This is a genomic window from Mesorhizobium sp. M0998 (assembly GCF_040318885.1).
In the GTDB taxonomy this organism is placed as follows: domain Bacteria; phylum Pseudomonadota; class Alphaproteobacteria; order Rhizobiales; family Rhizobiaceae; genus Mesorhizobium.
The window spans coordinates 15,467-30,549 of record NZ_JAMYND010000054.1 but is presented as its reverse complement, the minus strand read 5'-3'; the positions used below and the strand labels follow the sequence as shown (position 1 = coordinate 30,549).

Annotated in this window: 14 protein-coding genes and 2 pseudogenes; 6 read left to right on the top strand and 10 right to left on the bottom strand. The window is 62.4% G+C overall.

Annotation, left to right across the window (positions count from 1 at the left end):
- The 4 genes and pseudogenes from groEL to NKH59_RS30025 form a co-directional block, all read left to right on the top strand.
- A pseudogene (groEL, locus tag NKH59_RS30040) lies at window positions 1–200 on the top strand (chaperonin GroEL); the annotation flags it as partial.
- 280 nt (window positions 201–480) lie between these two features.
- Window positions 481–666 (top strand): hypothetical protein, encoded by a 186-nt coding sequence (locus NKH59_RS30035; RefSeq protein WP_352541461.1) that lies wholly within the window; start codon window positions 481–483, stop codon window positions 664–666.
- A 147-nt stretch (window positions 667–813) separates the two neighbouring features.
- Window positions 814–1,008: a hypothetical protein gene (locus tag NKH59_RS30030; protein WP_352541462.1), complete on the top strand. Its 195-nt coding sequence runs from the start codon at window positions 814–816 to the stop codon at window positions 1,006–1,008.
- Between the two features lie 77 nt (window positions 1,009–1,085).
- Window positions 1,086–1,268 carry a hypothetical protein gene (locus NKH59_RS30025; RefSeq protein ID WP_352541463.1) on the top strand — a complete coding sequence of 61 codons (183 nt, stop codon included), beginning with the start codon at window positions 1,086–1,088 and terminating at the stop codon, window positions 1,266–1,268.
- 386 nt (window positions 1,269–1,654) lie between these two features.
- On the opposite strand, the pseudogene NKH59_RS30020 reads toward NKH59_RS30025, so the two are convergent.
- The 10 genes and pseudogenes from NKH59_RS30020 to iolG all read right to left on the bottom strand — a co-directional run.
- Window positions 1,655–2,142: pseudogene (locus NKH59_RS30020) on the bottom strand (IS66 family transposase); the annotation flags it as partial.
- A gap of 312 nt (window positions 2,143–2,454) precedes the next feature.
- Window positions 2,455–3,504 carry a Gfo/Idh/MocA family protein gene (locus NKH59_RS30015; protein WP_352541464.1) on the bottom strand — a complete coding sequence of 350 codons (1,050 nt, stop codon included), beginning with the start codon at window positions 3,502–3,504 and terminating at the stop codon, window positions 2,455–2,457.
- A gap of 210 nt (window positions 3,505–3,714) precedes the next feature.
- Window positions 3,715–4,719, bottom strand: coding sequence for a substrate-binding domain-containing protein (locus tag NKH59_RS30010; protein ID WP_352541465.1), 1,005 nt, complete (start codon window positions 4,717–4,719; stop codon window positions 3,715–3,717).
- 58 nt (window positions 4,720–4,777) lie between these two features.
- Window positions 4,778–5,878, bottom strand: a complete 1,101-nt coding sequence (locus tag NKH59_RS30005) for an ABC transporter permease (protein WP_156937342.1) — start codon at window positions 5,876–5,878, stop codon at window positions 4,778–4,780.
- Entirely contained in the window at window positions 5,871–6,611 is a 741-nt protein-coding gene (locus tag NKH59_RS30000; protein WP_352541466.1) for an ATP-binding cassette domain-containing protein, read from the bottom strand. Before NKH59_RS30000 ends, NKH59_RS30005 begins: the two co-directional genes overlap by 8 nt.
- A 137-nt stretch (window positions 6,612–6,748) precedes the next feature.
- Entirely contained in the window at window positions 6,749–7,873 is a 1,125-nt protein-coding gene (locus NKH59_RS29995; RefSeq protein ID WP_353023944.1) for a Gfo/Idh/MocA family protein, read from the bottom strand.
- Window positions 7,863–8,828 carry a hydroxyacid dehydrogenase gene (locus NKH59_RS29990; protein ID WP_352541468.1) on the bottom strand — a complete coding sequence of 322 codons (966 nt, stop codon included), beginning with the start codon at window positions 8,826–8,828 and terminating at the stop codon, window positions 7,863–7,865. Before NKH59_RS29990 ends, NKH59_RS29995 begins: the two co-directional genes overlap by 11 nt.
- Window positions 8,828–9,643 carry an HpcH/HpaI aldolase family protein gene (locus NKH59_RS29985; protein WP_352541469.1) on the bottom strand — a complete coding sequence of 272 codons (816 nt, stop codon included), beginning with the start codon at window positions 9,641–9,643 and terminating at the stop codon, window positions 8,828–8,830. Before NKH59_RS29985 ends, NKH59_RS29990 begins: the two co-directional genes overlap by 1 nt.
- A 10-nt stretch (window positions 9,644–9,653) precedes the next feature.
- Window positions 9,654–11,090 carry an NAD-dependent succinate-semialdehyde dehydrogenase gene (locus tag NKH59_RS29980; protein ID WP_353023942.1) on the bottom strand — a complete coding sequence of 479 codons (1,437 nt, stop codon included), beginning with the start codon at window positions 11,088–11,090 and terminating at the stop codon, window positions 9,654–9,656.
- A gap of 3 nt (window positions 11,091–11,093) precedes the next feature.
- Window positions 11,094–12,101 (bottom strand): inositol 2-dehydrogenase, encoded by a 1,008-nt coding sequence (gene iolG / locus NKH59_RS29975; protein ID WP_352541471.1) that lies wholly within the window; start codon window positions 12,099–12,101, stop codon window positions 11,094–11,096.
- Window positions 12,102–12,208: 107 nt separating this feature from the next.
- Here iolG and iolD point away from each other — a divergent pair, with 107 nt between their 5' ends.
- On the top strand, window positions 12,209–14,056 hold the full coding sequence (gene iolD, locus NKH59_RS29970; RefSeq protein ID WP_352541472.1) for a 3D-(3,5/4)-trihydroxycyclohexane-1,2-dione acylhydrolase (decyclizing): 1,848 nt from the start codon (window positions 12,209–12,211) through the stop codon (window positions 14,054–14,056).
- A gap of 125 nt (window positions 14,057–14,181) precedes the next feature.
- Complete coding sequence (gene iolE, locus NKH59_RS29965; protein WP_023676597.1) at window positions 14,182–15,081, top strand: myo-inosose-2 dehydratase; 900 nt, start codon at window positions 14,182–14,184, stop codon at window positions 15,079–15,081.
- The last annotated feature ends 2 nt before the right edge of the window (window positions 15,082–15,083 follow it).

The following is a 15,083-nucleotide window of genomic DNA, read 5'->3' as shown; positions in this document are numbered from 1 at the left end:
AGAACGAGGTCTATGTCGACATGATCAAGGCCGGCATCGTCGACCCGGCGAAGGTGGTACGGACGGCGCTGCAGGACGCGGGCTCGATCGCCGCCCTTCTGATCACCGCCGAAGCGATGATCACCGACATTCCGGCTCGGGATGCCGCACCGGCAGTTGGTGGTGGCGGCGGCGGTGGCGGCGGCAGCATGGGATACTGAGACCTTGGCGTCCGGAGAAGCCCGTGCGTGAGCCGACGCTGCTTCCGGTATTCGGCAGACTTGGGGTCAAGCCGCCGGTCGGCGTTGCGGCCACGCCGGGCAGGAGAATGAAGAACGGGGTACCCCGCATGCGGGAGGGCATCTCACGGCACGGGGGCCTGGCTTTGAAGGTGTGCGTGGTGCTGTGGACAGTCGTTGGCCTGGCGGCAGTCTTTGTCATTGTGCAGGCCTGAACCGATCGACACAAATTGGTGCCGGCAAAAATGAATAGGACGCGACTATGGCAAACCGCTACGCGTTTCGCATGGACCGCCCGGACAGCTGGACCGTTTTCGACGTTTTCACCGGCCAGCCCGCCGAGTCCGATCACAAGATCATGGTCGGCATCAATGCCGGCGAAGCGGACGAGATGGTCGGCCGGCTAAACGATGAAGACGCCAAGCGGCGGGAACAGGCCGGCCGCTGAGCTAGCACACCGGCGAGCAAATTCTCCGGAATGATTCGCTAAGCACCTGTGCGGGGCGTACAGTCCGTTGTCGCCGGCCACAGAACAATGGGCACCGGCGCTTGAGAGCGTCCATCGTACTCCCGCCCCCTCGATGGGAGCCGCATTATGGACAACGATCAATCGGCCGATGTGATTTCGACTTTTGACTGCAATATCCTGCGTGACGCGTTCAGAACATCGGTCATTGAAAAGCAGATCCCCGAGGATCAGTGGCAGGCATACGCCGCGCTTTTGATCCGCGACTATACCGGCAACTCCGATTTTAATCCGGCGTTGCTGGCCTGGATCGTGCGACCGTAATTTTATCGCCGTGCAAGGTGACGGGGCGGACAGCCGCTCCGTGCTCTCTTTCATTTTTGCCTAAAAGGATAATAAGCATGAGGTACATGAAAACTCCGGACGCTCCGGCCATACCGGTCAAGCCAATCGTCGAAACTGGAAAAATCCTGTCGAAGCGGCTGACGATCAGAAGCGACGAAGCAACAAGACGAAAGTCCGCCGACACCGACGGCACGGTGCGGCGGGCGCGTCAAATTGCGGAAAGCAACCGCCTGATTTGATGCCCCTATGTCCCTTTGGGCAAAACCCGGACATCACCCGATGCCTTGGTACAACGTTCGCGTCATGCCGGAGAGCGACATTCGGTCATTCTATCGATATGTGAAGTCGCTCGGTGATCCCGGCGCTTTCCTCCCGAGAACGGCGAGACCGGGGGAAGAGCCGAGGACGCCCTTCGTCACGCTGGAGCCACCGCAAATGCCGGAACCTTGTTCACGCGACCTGGACTGCGGCGTGGGCGAAGTTTGCTCGGCCGCACCAGTCCGCCAATGCGTTAAGAAGTAGGCACCTTGGGCAGCGGCCCTCTTAAGACAGCCGACCCCAACTACGCGGTAGGGCGAAACCTTAAGTTTCGGAATAGTAGCGAACGCCGCCCTCGGGCCAGACGTCAAGTCAGACCGTCAATGATAAAGCTTAGGGTGAGCGCCTCGCGGATCGCCTGTGGATTTGGGCTTGACGTTTTTCGGAATCGCCAGGGCATGAGTTCCTCGATCTGGGTCTGCGGATGGCCGTTTGATGATGGCGTCGAGGGTTTCGGCGAGGTAGGCGACCGGGTTGACGTCGTTTAGCCTGCAGGTGGCGATGGAGGCGAGCAGCGCCCAATTTTCGGCCCCGACTTCGTGACCTGCAAACAGGGCATTTTTTTCTGGTCAGGCATACTGGCCTGATCGCGTTTTCGACCGGGTTGGTGTCGAGTTCCAGGCGGCCATCGTCCAGGAAGCGGGTCAGGCCTTGCCAGTGGCCGAGCCCATGCCGGATGTCTTCGGCCAGGCCAGAGCCGGAGGAGATCATCGATAGCTGCTTTTCGAACCATGGTTTCAGGGCAGCGATGATGGGCGCGGAATGCTCCCGTCGGGCGGCAAGCCGGGCTTGAGGTGATGCGAGCATCCGCGCGTGATCCGCACCCATTACCCCTACGCCGATAATTCCAACGCGTATACTCAAGTTGACCTCCGTATTATTCCAATGCGTTCAGTCAAGCCAGCCGGTTGTCCGGGCTTTTCCGGCCTCGTGCGAGTCGGCGGCCGCCTGGATGAATTTCACCCAGCGCAGCCCGTCGAGCACGTTCGGAAACAAGATCGTGACTGCCTCCGCATGAACGGTTGCACGGTACAACGCGGTACGCGATGCCGTTTCGTGAGACGCTTCTCGCAATGAATCCTGGCCGGCTCCGCGGGCGAAAGCGCGTCAGAGAAGCAGCCGCTGGTCCGTTGTAGGCAAGATGCGGATCATATCCGCAGTAGGATGAACCTGCCGTGCCGGCGTGTCTATCTTCTGAGGCTGACCGGTGCTGGCGGCGCGCTCAATGGCAAGCAGGGCGCGCACGTCGGCAAATCCTTCTCCACCGTCGGCTTCAGGCGGTTGTGCATTCAGGATGCAGTCGGAGAAATACGCGGTCTGTCCGGCGAAATGGTCTGTCTGCGGGAACGTCGTTTCGGTTCTGATGTCGCCATGCCGAAGCTTCATTTGCACGGCAGTCTCGAAACGGAAGCCAGGGTCGGCTGTTACGCTCCCCTTCGTTCCGGCCACGTGGTAAAAATCCGAATTGTCCGCGCCGAAGCTGGCAATGAACTGTGCAAGCCGGCCCTCGGGGAAGCGCAACGTCACGGCAATGCTTTCCTCTACCTCCCCGACTGAGGCGCTGCCGAAACTCCTTACCGCGACTGCCTCGATCGGCTCAGTGGCAAAGATATGGCGCGCGGCATTCAGGCAATAGACGCCGATGTCCTGCAAGGGACCGCCCCAATAGGCGGCCTTGAGGCGGTGATTGTCGGACGACGCTACGAAGGAGAAGACCGCGGCAAAGATGCGGGGATCGCCGATCTCACCGCTGCGGATGCGCTCCAGCACCTCGACAGTGCCGGGCTCGTTGTGCAGCCGATACGCCGTCATCAGGTACGCTCCGCTCTCATTGGCGGCGGCGATCATCGCCTCGCATTCCGCCTCGGTCGTGGCCAGCGGCTTCTCAACGAGCGCGTGCTTGCCGGCTCTCAGGGCTCGGATCGCATAGTCGGCATGCATGGAGTTCGGCAATGCCACGTAAACTGCATCGGCGACGTCCGATGCGAGCATCTGGTCGTACTGCTCATAGCTGAAGACGTGTTCCACGCCGTAGAATTCGGCGAGCTTAGCGGCGTTTTTGGCCGAGCCGCTGACGATCGCCGTGATTGTCGAGTTTCCGGTCTGGGACACACCGGGCATAAAGGCTTCCTGTGTGATCCAGCCCGCGCCCACCACGGCATATCGTATCTTTCTCAATTGCTCCTCCCGAATGGGATCACTCCCGGCACTCGTCTAAAAATGGTCACGCCGTGGCCAGCGGAGCGTCTCTGAGGCCTGACGGCAGCGGTCGATTTGAGCCAGTCGCTCGATGGGTCTGTTGTCGCCTCTCAGGGGCAAAGGCGGGCAAGAGTCATCCCTCGCCCGCCGCAGAGTTGCGCCCCCCGCCTACTTTCCGATGCAGGTGTCGGCGGTTTCGGGGGTGCAGACGTCGAGACCGGTGTAGGTCGGGTCGGCCGGCGCGGGCTTGCCGTCCTTGATGTCCTTCAGCGCCAGCATGGTCTTGTAGCCCATTTCGAACGGCCGCTGTCCGACCTGGCCGAGCGACAGGCCTTCCTTCATCTGGTCCATCTGCACCGGCAGCGTGTCGGCGACGACCAGAGCCAGCTCCTTCTTGGCGATCTTATCCTTGTACGGCTCGACCGCAGCGCGATTGGCATCCGGTATGAATTGCGGAAAGCCGCCTGTCGGCACGAAGGCGTCGAGGTTTGGCGTCTTCGCCATGAAGTCCTGGAACTGCTGAACCGACAGAGGGAAGTCGTCGTTGGTATAGAGAGGGCAGCCCGGTGCTTCCGTCCAGCCGTTCTGGCCGGTCAGGGCATCACCTGGCGAGGCAGCCGACTCCTTGCCGGCCAGCGTATCGCGTATACCCTTCATGCGCTCATTGTGGTTGGCCGCGGCAGCTCCGCCCGACTGGATACAGATGGTACCGCCTTTCGGCTTGATGGTCTGCACGATCTTGGCGAGGTTGACGCCAATTTCGTAATTGTGCGTGCCGATATAGGCGACACGCAGGTCCTTGTTCTCCGGTAGCACATCCGAGTCCCAGGTAAGCACGGGAATGCCCGCTTCCCTGGCGGCCTGAAGCGCGACGGCCATTGCCGCGGCGTTCGACGGGGCGACGGCGATGCCGTCGACCTTCTTGGCCACCAGGTCCTGCACGATCTGCACCTGCTCCTCGCCGCCGCCATGCTCGCCGGGGCCGATATACATGCATTCGATCGCGCCGCTGGATTCGGCTTCGGCCTTCTTGCAGCCGTCACGAGCCTGGTCGAAGAAAGGATTGTTCATGTTCTTCGGCACAAGGGCGAAGACGTATTTCTGCTGGGCATAGGCCTGCCCTGCCATCAGCGCGGAAAACGCCACGGCCGCCGTCAGAATGTATTTTTTCACCTGTTCCTCCACTTTGTTTTGACGTCCACTATCCCCGACGGCTTGCGGCCGCCGGATTCTATTTGCGCTTCCAGGTAAACATACCCTCCAGCGTCGCCCGCAGCGACTTGCCCGAGGTCTGCATGCCGAGAAGCACGGCAAGAATGATGAAGGCCCCGACAAAGGCGCCCTGCCAGTTCGAATCGATCCCGGCCATCAGCAGCGCGTTGCGGATGACCTCGAGGAAGGCCGAACCGATCACAGCGCCAAACGCGGTTCCGTAGCCGCCCATCAGGCTGGCCCCCCCGATGACGGTGCCGGCGATCACCCTCAACTCGTAGCCGGTTCCCATCGCGTTGATGGCCGAGCCGCTGTAGCCGAGCAGCAGCAGGGACGCGATCGATGCGGTAAATGCGCAGAAGACATAGGCCTGGAATTTGATCCAGTCGACGGGGACGCCGGTCATCCGCGAGGCGTTCTCGTTGCCGCCGATCGCGAAGAGGTGGCGCGCCCAGGCGGTGAAAATGAAGACGGAGCCGACGATGAGCGCGAGGATCACCATCACCCAGAACTGCGAGGACAGTTCCGGGATCCAATGAGGCACCCAGCCGTCAGGCGTGTGCCTCGGCCATTTGGCCTGGCCGATGGCCTTGACGATCGGCGCATCGGGTCCGAACTGGTAAAGCATCTGGTTGCCGGACAGCACGACCGCCAGCGAGCGCGCGATCGACAGCATGCCTAGCGTCACCACGAAGGACGGCATGCCGATATAGGCCACGAAGAAACCGTTAAAGGCTCCGCAGGCGATGCCTGCGAGCAGACCCGCGCCAAACGCCACATACCAAGGCTGGTGCCAAGTGAGCAGCAGGCCGGCGACGATCGCGACCAGCCCCATCACCGAGCCGACCGACAGATCGATGCCGCCGGTGATCAGCACCACCGTCATGCCCAGCCCCATGATGGCGATAGGTGCAAAATTGCGGGTGGTGTTGGTAACGTTGTCGACCGTGCCGAAGCTGGGCTCCAGCCACGTCATGAAGACCACCAACACGAAAAGCGCGATCGCGACCCAGAAGGCCTGGCTGGCGATCATCTTCTGGAAAACGCTCTGCTCTATTATGCCGACCACATCACCGATGGACGCATGGCCTTCCTTCAGCATATCGCTCTGGCTATGCATCACGGATTGCTCCCGTAATTAGGCCGGTGATCTCCTCCGGCGATGTCTTCTCCGTCGCCTTGTCGGCCACTTTCGAGCCGCGTCTCAGCACGATGATGCGGTCGCAGACCGCGAACACATCGGGCATGCGGTGGCTGATCAGCATTACCGACACATTTTGCGATTTGAGCCGCCGGATCAGCTCCAGCACCTCGGCTACCTGGCGGACGGAAATCGCCGCGGTCGGCTCATCCATCAGCACGAGCTTGGAGTTGGATAGCCGGGTGCGGGCAATGGCGACCGCCTGCCGCTGGCCGCCTGACATTTTTTTGACCAGATCGCGCGGCCGCGTCTCCGACTTCAGCTCCGCGAACACTTTTGCCGAGCGGTTGATCATCGTCTGCTTGTCGAGCACGCGGAGCGGCCAAAACCCCTTCTTCATCTCGCGGCCGAGAAAGACATTTTGGGCGGCCGTCAGATTGTCGGCCAAGGCCAGATCTTGATAGACGACCTCGATCCCTTCGCCCCGTGCCTCGATCGGCTTGTGGAAATGGCAGACCTTGCCGTCCACCGCGATTTCGCCGTCGGAGGGTGGGAAGTTCCCCGCAATCAGCTTCACCATGGTCGATTTCCCGGCACCGTTGTCGCCCATCAGGCCAACCACCTCGCCGGCAGCAACCGCGAAGCTAACATCTGACAAGGCGCGGATAGCACCAAAGCTTTTCGAGACGCTTCGTACGTCCAGCACAGACACATTCTCCTCCCTGTGCGACGTCGACTTGAGCACTCAGCCGACGTACCTCTCTCCGGCTGCAATCTATATTGCAAAATGTACAAACATGCAACGTTTATTTCAGACGCATGCGGGGCGGCGACCAACTCTCCCTCGCATCAGTCTGTTCGCAGCCACTTGCTCTCCCGGGCCGAGCCCTGAATTGCCTCCACGAGTTCCTGGATGCGTTGGCCGGCCCGGAAGCCGAAAGACTCGTCTCGCTTCCCGGCGATCGCATCGACGAACCGCGCAATCTCGATAGCCTTCAGATCGTTGAAGCCGAGCTGATGGCCTGGTGCGACGCAGAAGAATCCACAGGGATCGTGATCCGGACCGGCCTCGATGCGCCGAAAGCCACGCCGGCCGCCGGGATCGGCCGTGCTGTAGAAATGCAGCTCGTTGAAGCGCTCCTGGCTGAAGACGAGCGCCCCCTTGGTGCCATAGACCTCGAAATCGTGCTGCATCTTGCGGCCGGTGGCGACCCAGCTCGCTTCGATGCTGCCGGATGCACCATTGGCAAAACGCAGAAATGCGCGACCGATGTCGTCGACCTCGATGGTCCGGCGCCCGCCTCGGCCATCCTGACGGCTCGCTATGACGGTGACGGAATCGCCGAGGACCCGTTCCACCGAGCCAAGCAGAAACTCCGCCGTGGCCAGAGCATGGCTGCCCAGATCCACCAATGCGCCACCGCCGACAGGATCGTGCCGGAAGGTAAATGGGCTTTCCGCATCCGCCATGTAATCCTCGGCGTGAATGCCGCGATAGCTGCGGATCTCGCCCAACTCGCCCGCGCGGATCATCTGCCGCGCCAGCGCGAGCAGCGGGTTGCAGAGATAATTGAACCCGACCTGCGTCCTGACGCCGGCCGCTTCCGCCGCCTCGGCCATCCGTCGGGCATCCGCCGCAACGGGCGCCAGCGGCTTCTCGCAATAGACGTGCTTGCCGGCGGCAATGGCGGCGAGCGCCATCTCCTTGTGGAAGGCGTTCGGCGCCGTGATATCGATCATATCGATCTCCGAGTCCTCGACCAGACGCCTCCAGTCCCCGCTCGCCCGCGCGAACCCCAAGGCCTGCGCCGCCTGCGCGGCGAGGTCATCGGTTCTGTCCGCAACCGTGTGGAGCACCAGTTCGTAGGGAAGATCGAAGACACGTTGTGCGGCAGCAAAGCCGAACACATGGGTCTTGCCCATGAAGCCGGTGCCGATCAGGCCGATTCTGAGTTGAGGTTTTTCACCGGCCATTCAACGCGGCTCCGTTTACCACCAGCGCCGAGTCAATCCGCCCGGCGAAAAAATCGAGCACGTTCCGCACGGACGAGATCGCCATGCGTTCTCCGCATTCGGCGGTGAGCCCGGCTATATGCGGCGTCAGAATCACTTGGTCGAAGCCGAAGAGCGGATGGTTCGCGGCAGGCGGTTCATCGTCGAAGACGTCGATACCGGCTGCGGCGATGCGCCCCTCTCGCAGCGCCGCGATCAGCGCCGCCTCGTCGACCACGCCGCCCCGCGCAGTGTTGATGAGTACGGCAGTCGGCTTCATCGCCGAGAGTTCCATTGGCCCGATCACCGGGCGCTCGGCCTTGGGTACGTTGACGGAGATCGCATCGGCCCAGGCGAGTCCCGTTTGCAAGTCGCTCACCGACGCGACCGGCCCCTCCGGCCAGCCTTGCCTTGCAAGGAATGGATCATATGCGCGCACGTTCATGCCGAATGTCGCCGCCATGCGCGCCAAGTGGCGGCCGATCCGGCCGAACCCGAGGATCAGCAGTCGCTTGCCCGCGAGTTCGTTTGGCTCCAGCCGGTTGCGCCAACCCCATTCGTTGTCGCGGACCGAACGATCCGCGCGGATGAGCCGCTTGGTTGCCGCCAGCAACAGCATCATAGCGTGCTCGGCCACCGACACCGAATTCACGTCGCCGACTATCGCCAGCGCGATACCACGTTCGTTGAGAGAAGGCAGATCCACGGCGTCGTAGCCGACGCCATGGCGCGAGACGATCTTCAGTCTCTCGGCGCGTGCGACGGTCGGAGCCGACAAGGGCTGGGTGCGGATGACGAGACCATCGGCCTTGCCGATCAGAGGTGCATAGCTTGGCTCGGACACATCTTCGACATAGTCGTAGGTGACGCCGGGCGACCCATCGAGAAGTTCGATGCCGCTCGGATGAAGCTTTCCGGCGACCAGGACGTGGGGCATCAATAGCCTCCCTTGCCGGCTTCGGCCGGGACGGCTTTCGCACCCGTCAATTCGCGGAAGCGAGCGACACTTGCCTGCGCGGCGGAGGCAAGCAGTCGGGAGTCACCCGAGATGGTTGTCATCTCGAAACCCCATTCGACGGCACGTGCGGCGTAGTCGGCCGTGCCGCAATGGAGCGCGGCGCGTTTGCCGTTCCTCTTGCAGGCCGTAACGATCGTCCGCAGAGCGGCGATCATGTCAGGCTCCTCGCGATCGAAGGACGGCGCGAGACGCCCCTGGTGCAGGCTGAAGGTCAGGTCTGCGGGACCGACATAGATGCCGTCGAGCCCTGGCGTTGCGGCGATCGCATCGAGATTGCGCATTGCCTCGGCGGTCTCGACCATGGCGAAAGCCAGGATCTCGTCATTGGCCTCGGCCGCGTAGTTGGCACCCGCCGAGAAGTTGGCACGCGTCGGCCCAAAACTGCGCTGGCCGGCCGGCGGATAGCGCAGGTAGCTGACGAGCTGAGCCGCCTGTTCCGGCGTGTTGATCATGGGACAGATCACGCCATAGGCGCCGGCATCCAGCACCTTCATGATGATGCCCGGCTCCAGCCACGGCACGCGCGCCATGGGCACCACCCTGGATGCACGCATCGCCTGGAACATCGGAAGCAGCATCGAATAGTCGAGCGCGCCGTGCTGGACATCGATGCTCACGCTGTCATAGCCCTGCGCGGCCATGATCTCGGCGGTGAATGGATTGCCGATCGAAAGCCAGCCATTGATCGTGGGCCGCCCTTCGGCCCAGATCTGCTTGAGCTCGTTCTTGATCAAGGCGGCCTCCTCAGAACACGTTCTGCGCAAGCTTGGTGTCGAGGTAGTCACCGATACCTTCGCTGCCGCCTTCGCGACCCATTCCGGAATATTTCGTGCCGCCGAACGGAGCCTCGGACGCGGCAAGAGCGAAGCTGTTGATGCCCACCATGCCCGCCTTGAGCTCCGCGACAACTCGCCTGGCCCTGTCTGGACTGCGGGTGAACGCATAGGCCGAAAGCCCCACCGGCGAAGCATTTGCTCGCGCGAGCACCTCGTCGTCGGAGCTGAATCTGGCGATCGCCGCGATGGGTCCGAAGTTCTCTTGGGCAAAGACCGTCATGTTGTCGGTAACGTCACTGAGAGCGGTGGGCTCATAGAAATGGCCCGCATTGAACGAGGCGGCGCGACCAGCTCCGGTCGCTACTTTTGCTCCGGCCCCCACCGCGTCGTCGACGATGGCTTCGATCTCCGCAAGCCGGCGGTCGCTGATTAGCGGTCCCATCTGAACCGAGGGGTCGAGGCCGTCGCCCAGCTTCAATGCTCTTGCGCGTTCGACGAAGCCTTCGACGAAAGAGTCGTGGAGGCTTTCGTGGACGAAGAAGCGATCAGGCGTCACGCAGACCTGCCCGGCATTAGCGTATTTGGTTGGCACCGACAGGTTGAGCGCAGTGTCTAGATCTGCATCGTCGAAGACGATCAGCGGCGCGTTGCCGCCAAGCTCCATCGACACCTTCTTCACCGTGTCGGCGGCATCGCGGATCATTTGCTGGCCGACTCGAGTGGAGCCGGTCAGCGATACCTTGCGGACAGCAGGCGAAGCCATGATGGGCGCATAAGTCGTGTCCGTCAGGCCGATGACGAGGTTCACCGTGCCGGCAGGAAGCCTGCCGGCGCGCATGCAGTCGACCATCACCATCGCCACGCCGGGAGTCTGGCTCGACGGACGGATGATAGTCGAACAGCCGGCAGCTAGCGCCGGCGCCACCTTGCGGGCAACCAGAGCAGCCGGAAAATTCCAGGCCGTGAACGCTGCCGCAACCCCGACCGGTTCGCGCAGGACCTCAAACCGGCCGCCCGGTACGCGGCTTTCGATGACTCGACCATAGATGCGCCGCGCCTCTTCGGCATACCAGCGGAACTGGTCGATCGAGAGTCCCCATTCCCGCTCAGACTGGGCGATTGGCTTGCCGGTCTCGGTCGAGATCATCCGCGTCGCTTCGTCCTTGCGGCGGATCATCTCGTCGGCGATGGCGTGAAGCGCGTCAGCCCGCTCGAAGGCGCTTTTGACTTTCCAGGCGGCGAAGCCGCGGACCGCACTTTCCAGAGCCTCCTCGGTATCGACGAAGGCGGCAGATGGCGCATTCCCAAGTGACTCTTCTGTGACCGGGCTCAGGACCGTGGAGGTGGCATTTCCGAACGCGGGTCGCCAACGACCATCGATAAACAATCCGTATTTCGCGTACATGGCTTATCCGATCTCGCTGACCTTCACGGAGCGGCCTTCGACCGCCGATTTCATCGCCGCTTCGGCCAAGACCAGAGCGCGGCGCCCGTCCTCGAAACCGACCAGCGGCCGCTCGGCCTTCTCGACGCAGGTAACGAAGGCGTCGATCTCGGCATCGAACGCTTCGCGGTATCGCTCGATGAAAAAGTCGAGGTAGGGCGTGGTGGCTTCGGCCCGCGCGGCCGAGTAACGGCGCAACTCATGAGGCTTCCGGTTGCCGCTGATCACCATGCCGGTGCTGCCCAGAAGCTCGACGCGCTGGTCGTATCCATAGGTTGAGGTGCGGGAATTGTTGATGTGGCACTGCTTGCCGCTTTTGGTTCGCATCACGACCATGACGCTGTCGTAGTCGTTTAGTTCCTCCATCATCGCCGGGTCGATCAGCCGGCCTCCTATGGCGAACACCTCCTCCGGCTCCTCTCCCAGCATGAAGCGGGCGAGGTCGAAATCGTGGATCGTCATGTCGCGAAAAAGCCCGCCCGCGACCTCGTAGTAGGAACGGGGCGGCATGCCAGGATCACGCGAGGTGATGATGACCTGGTGCAGGTCGCCGATCTCGCCGGATCGTACGGCGTTCCACGCCGCACGATGACCGGGGTCGAAACGTCGGTTGAAGCCGATCTGGACCGGCACGCCCTTGGACAAAATTGCTTCGGCGCAACGGTTCACCCTTTCCAGACTAAGATCGATCGGCTTCTCGCAGAGCACGGGTTTGCCAGCGGCCACCGCCTTTTCGATGTAGTCGGCATGCGTGTCAGTCACCGTCGCGACAAGGACCGCATCTACATCTGCCGAGGCAAATACCTCGTCGGCGGATCCCGAAGCGCGAACGCCGTGCCGCGCCGCGACAGCCTCCGCGGACGATTCGTCGATGTCATAGACGGTGGCCAGTTCCGCACGGGGATGCGCGGCGATGTTTGCCGCATGCATCCTACCTATCCGACCACAGCCGAGCACAGCAATCCTGAGCAAGAAATCCTCCCGGTTTGAATTTTTGCAATGATCGTTGCAAACATATTGATTTGTCAATGGGCATTCCGTATAGATTTGGAAAGACCGTCGTTAGGGAGGAGACAAAGATGACCAGGGCCACCGTCCGTCTGACCATGGCACAGGCGCTCGTGCGCTATCTGTGCAACCAGTTCACGGTCGTCGACGGCGAGAAAGTTCCGCTTTTTCCGGGAGTCTTCGCCATCTTCGGGCACGGCAACGTGACGTGCCTTTCTGAAGCACTCGAGGCGGTGAAGCACGTGCTGCCGACCTGGCGCGGCCAGAATGAGCAGTCGATGGCGCTTGCAGCGATCGGCTTTGCAAAGGCGAAGCGCCGGCGCCAGATCATGGTTGCGGCGACCTCGATCGGTCCGGGTGCGCTGAACATGGTGACGGCGGCGGGTGTCGCCCATTCGAACCGGCTGCCGGTGCTGATGCTCTCAGGCGACACTTTCGTCAGTCGCCGGCCCGATCCGGTCATGCAGCAGGTCGAGCACTTCGGCGACCCAACCATCAACGTCAATGACGCCTTTAAGGCGGTCACGCGCTACTGGGACCGCATCGTCCATCCCGAGCAGATCATCTCGTCGTTGCCGCAGGCGGTTGCGGTGCTGCTTGATCCGGCCGATTGCGGGCCTGCCTTCATCGCTTTGCCGCAGGATGTGCAGGAGATCGCCTGGGATTATCCCGAAGCCTTCTTCGAACAGACGGTGAATGAGGTGCCGCGCCCCCGGCCCGATCGCAGCCGGCTCGCCGAAGCGACCCGCCTCCTCAAAGGCGCAAAGCGGCCGCTGATCATCTCGGGTGGTGGCGTGCGTTATTCGGGTGCCGAGAAGGTTCTTGGCGATTTCGCCAAAAGGCATGGGATCCCGCTCGCGGAGACGATTGCCGGCAAAGGCACGGTTACGCACGACCACCCCGCGCATGTCGGACCGATCGGCATCGTCGGCTCAACCTCCGCCAACGCGCTGGCGGCGGAAGCCGACGTGATCATCGCCGTCGGCACACGGCTCATGGACTTCACCACCGGATCCTGGAGCGCCTTCTCGGCCGACGCAAAGTTCGTCTCGATCAATGCCGCACGCTGGGATGCCACCAAGCACCGGGCGCTCGCCGTCGTCGGCGACGCGCTGGAGACGGTGAGCGAACTCGAAGGTGCCCTCGGCGACTGGAAAGCGGAGAGGGCCTGGACAGACAAGGGTCGCATCGAGTTCGCCAAGTGGAACACGATGCTTGACGGCTTCCAGAAGCCGACCAACGAGCCGGTCCCGACCTATGCGCAGGTCGTAGGCGTGGTGAACGCCAAGGCGGGCGAGCGTGACCTGCTGATCACCGCGGCCGGCGGACTGCCCGGCGAGGTGATGAAGAACTGGCGGGTGAAGGAACCCAACACTTTCGACTGCGAGTTCGGCTTCTCCTGCATGGGTTATGAAATCTCTGCCGGCTGGGGCGCGGCCATGGCCGACCCTACCCGCACGCCGATCGTCATGATCGGCGACGGCACCTACATGATGATGAACTCCGACATCTATTCGTCGGTGCTCGCCGGCCACAAGATGATTCTCGTGGTATGCGACAATGGCGGCTATGCGGTGATCAATCGGCTGCAGAACGCCAAGGGCGGCGCCTCCTTCAATAACCTTATCAAGGACTGCCGGGTCAAGGAGCCGTTCTCGGTCGACTTCGCCAAGCACGCGGAAGCCATGGGCGCGCTGGCGCGGCGTGTCGAAAGCCTTGCCGATCTCGGCCAAGCGATCGAATGGGCGAAGACCACCGACCGAACCACCGTCATTGCCATCGTCTCCGACGCCTTCAGCTGGACGCCCGGGGATGCATGGTGGGACGTCGGCGTGCCCGAGATCAGCGGGCGCCAGCAGGTCCGCGACGCGCATGCCGCGCAAACCGAAGGTCGCAAGAAGCAGCGCGTGGGTGTCTGAACCGTTCGGGCGCGCGGGGGCGTCCCCTGCCGGAACGATGCAAAACTCCCTGAGCATTGTTCCGGCAGTTTTTTGTCGCTGCGCAGGCAGCCAGCAGCATTCGAAAATCATGATTGGAGATGACGATGAGAGCCAAGCTTGGCATCGCGCCGATCGCCTGGTGGAACGACGACCTTCCCGAACTGAGCGACGACGTCTCGCTGGAGGAGTGCCTGCGGCAGGCCCGTGAGGCCGGCTTCACCGGCATGGAGACTGGCCGCCGCTTCCCGATGGACGCGGCCGTGCTTGAGCCCATCCTGAGGCAGCATGCCATGAGCGTCTGTGGCGGCTGGTTCTCCGGCCGCTTGCTGGTCGGCAATATCGATGAAGAGAAGGACCGCATCGCCGCGCAGATGGAGTTGTTCAAGGCGACCAACGCGCCCTGCATCGTCTATGGCGAGACGGGTCGCACCATTCAGGGCGACCGCGGAACGCCGCTGGCTATGCGCCCGCGTCTCGACGACGATCAGATCAAGGCCTACGGCCGTAAGCTCACCACTTTCGGCGAATGGTGCGCGGGTCAGGGCATGCCGATTTGCTACCACCACCACATGGCCGCGCCGATCGAAAGCGAACAGGACGTCGATCTGCTGATGAAGCATTCCGGCGAGGGTCTGCCCCTGCTCTACGATGCCGGCCATATGGCCTTTGCCGGCGGCGACGTGCTGCGGGTGGTGGACAAGCACCACGCCCGCATTTCGCATGTACACACCAAGGACATCCGCCAAGCGGTCGTGGACGGGCTCGACCGCAGCCGGGAAAGTTTTCTCGACGCAGTGGTAAAGGGGGCCTTCACCGTACCCGGTGACGGCTCGCTCGACTTCGAGGCGATCGTGAAGCGGCTGGCCTCCTACGGTTACGAAGGCTGGTTCGTCGTTGAAGCCGAGCAGGATCCCGTCAAAAGTCCGCCACTCGAAATGGCGAAGATCGGGCATAAGGAATTGCGGCGCGTCATGGCCGCGGCTGGCTACACTGTGGAGAGCTGAAG

What these genes read in the sequence shown, in the direction of transcription:
- NKH59_RS30030 (WP_352541462.1), top strand. Translation starts at nt 814, where the DNA reads ATGGACAACGATCAATCGGCCGATGTGATTTCGACTTTTGACTGCAAT.
- NKH59_RS29980 (WP_353023942.1), bottom strand. Translation starts at nt 11,090, where the DNA reads ATGTACGCGAAATACGGATTGTTTATCGATGGTCGTTGGCGACCCGCG.
- NKH59_RS29990 (WP_352541468.1), bottom strand. Translation starts at nt 8,828, where the DNA reads ATGCCCCACGTCCTGGTCGCCGGAAAGCTTCATCCGAGCGGCATCGAA.
- NKH59_RS30005 (WP_156937342.1), bottom strand. Translation starts at nt 5,878, where the DNA reads ATGCATAGCCAGAGCGATATGCTGAAGGAAGGCCATGCGTCCATCGGT.
- iolD (WP_352541472.1), top strand. Translation starts at nt 12,209, where the DNA reads ATGACCAGGGCCACCGTCCGTCTGACCATGGCACAGGCGCTCGTGCGC.
- NKH59_RS30025 (WP_352541463.1), top strand. Translation starts at nt 1,086, where the DNA reads ATGAGGTACATGAAAACTCCGGACGCTCCGGCCATACCGGTCAAGCCA.
- iolE (WP_023676597.1), top strand. Translation starts at nt 14,182, where the DNA reads ATGAGAGCCAAGCTTGGCATCGCGCCGATCGCCTGGTGGAACGACGAC.
- NKH59_RS29995 (WP_353023944.1), bottom strand. Translation starts at nt 7,873, where the DNA reads ATGGCCGGTGAAAAACCTCAACTCAGAATCGGCCTGATCGGCACCGGC.
- NKH59_RS30035 (WP_352541461.1), top strand. Translation starts at nt 481, where the DNA reads ATGGCAAACCGCTACGCGTTTCGCATGGACCGCCCGGACAGCTGGACC.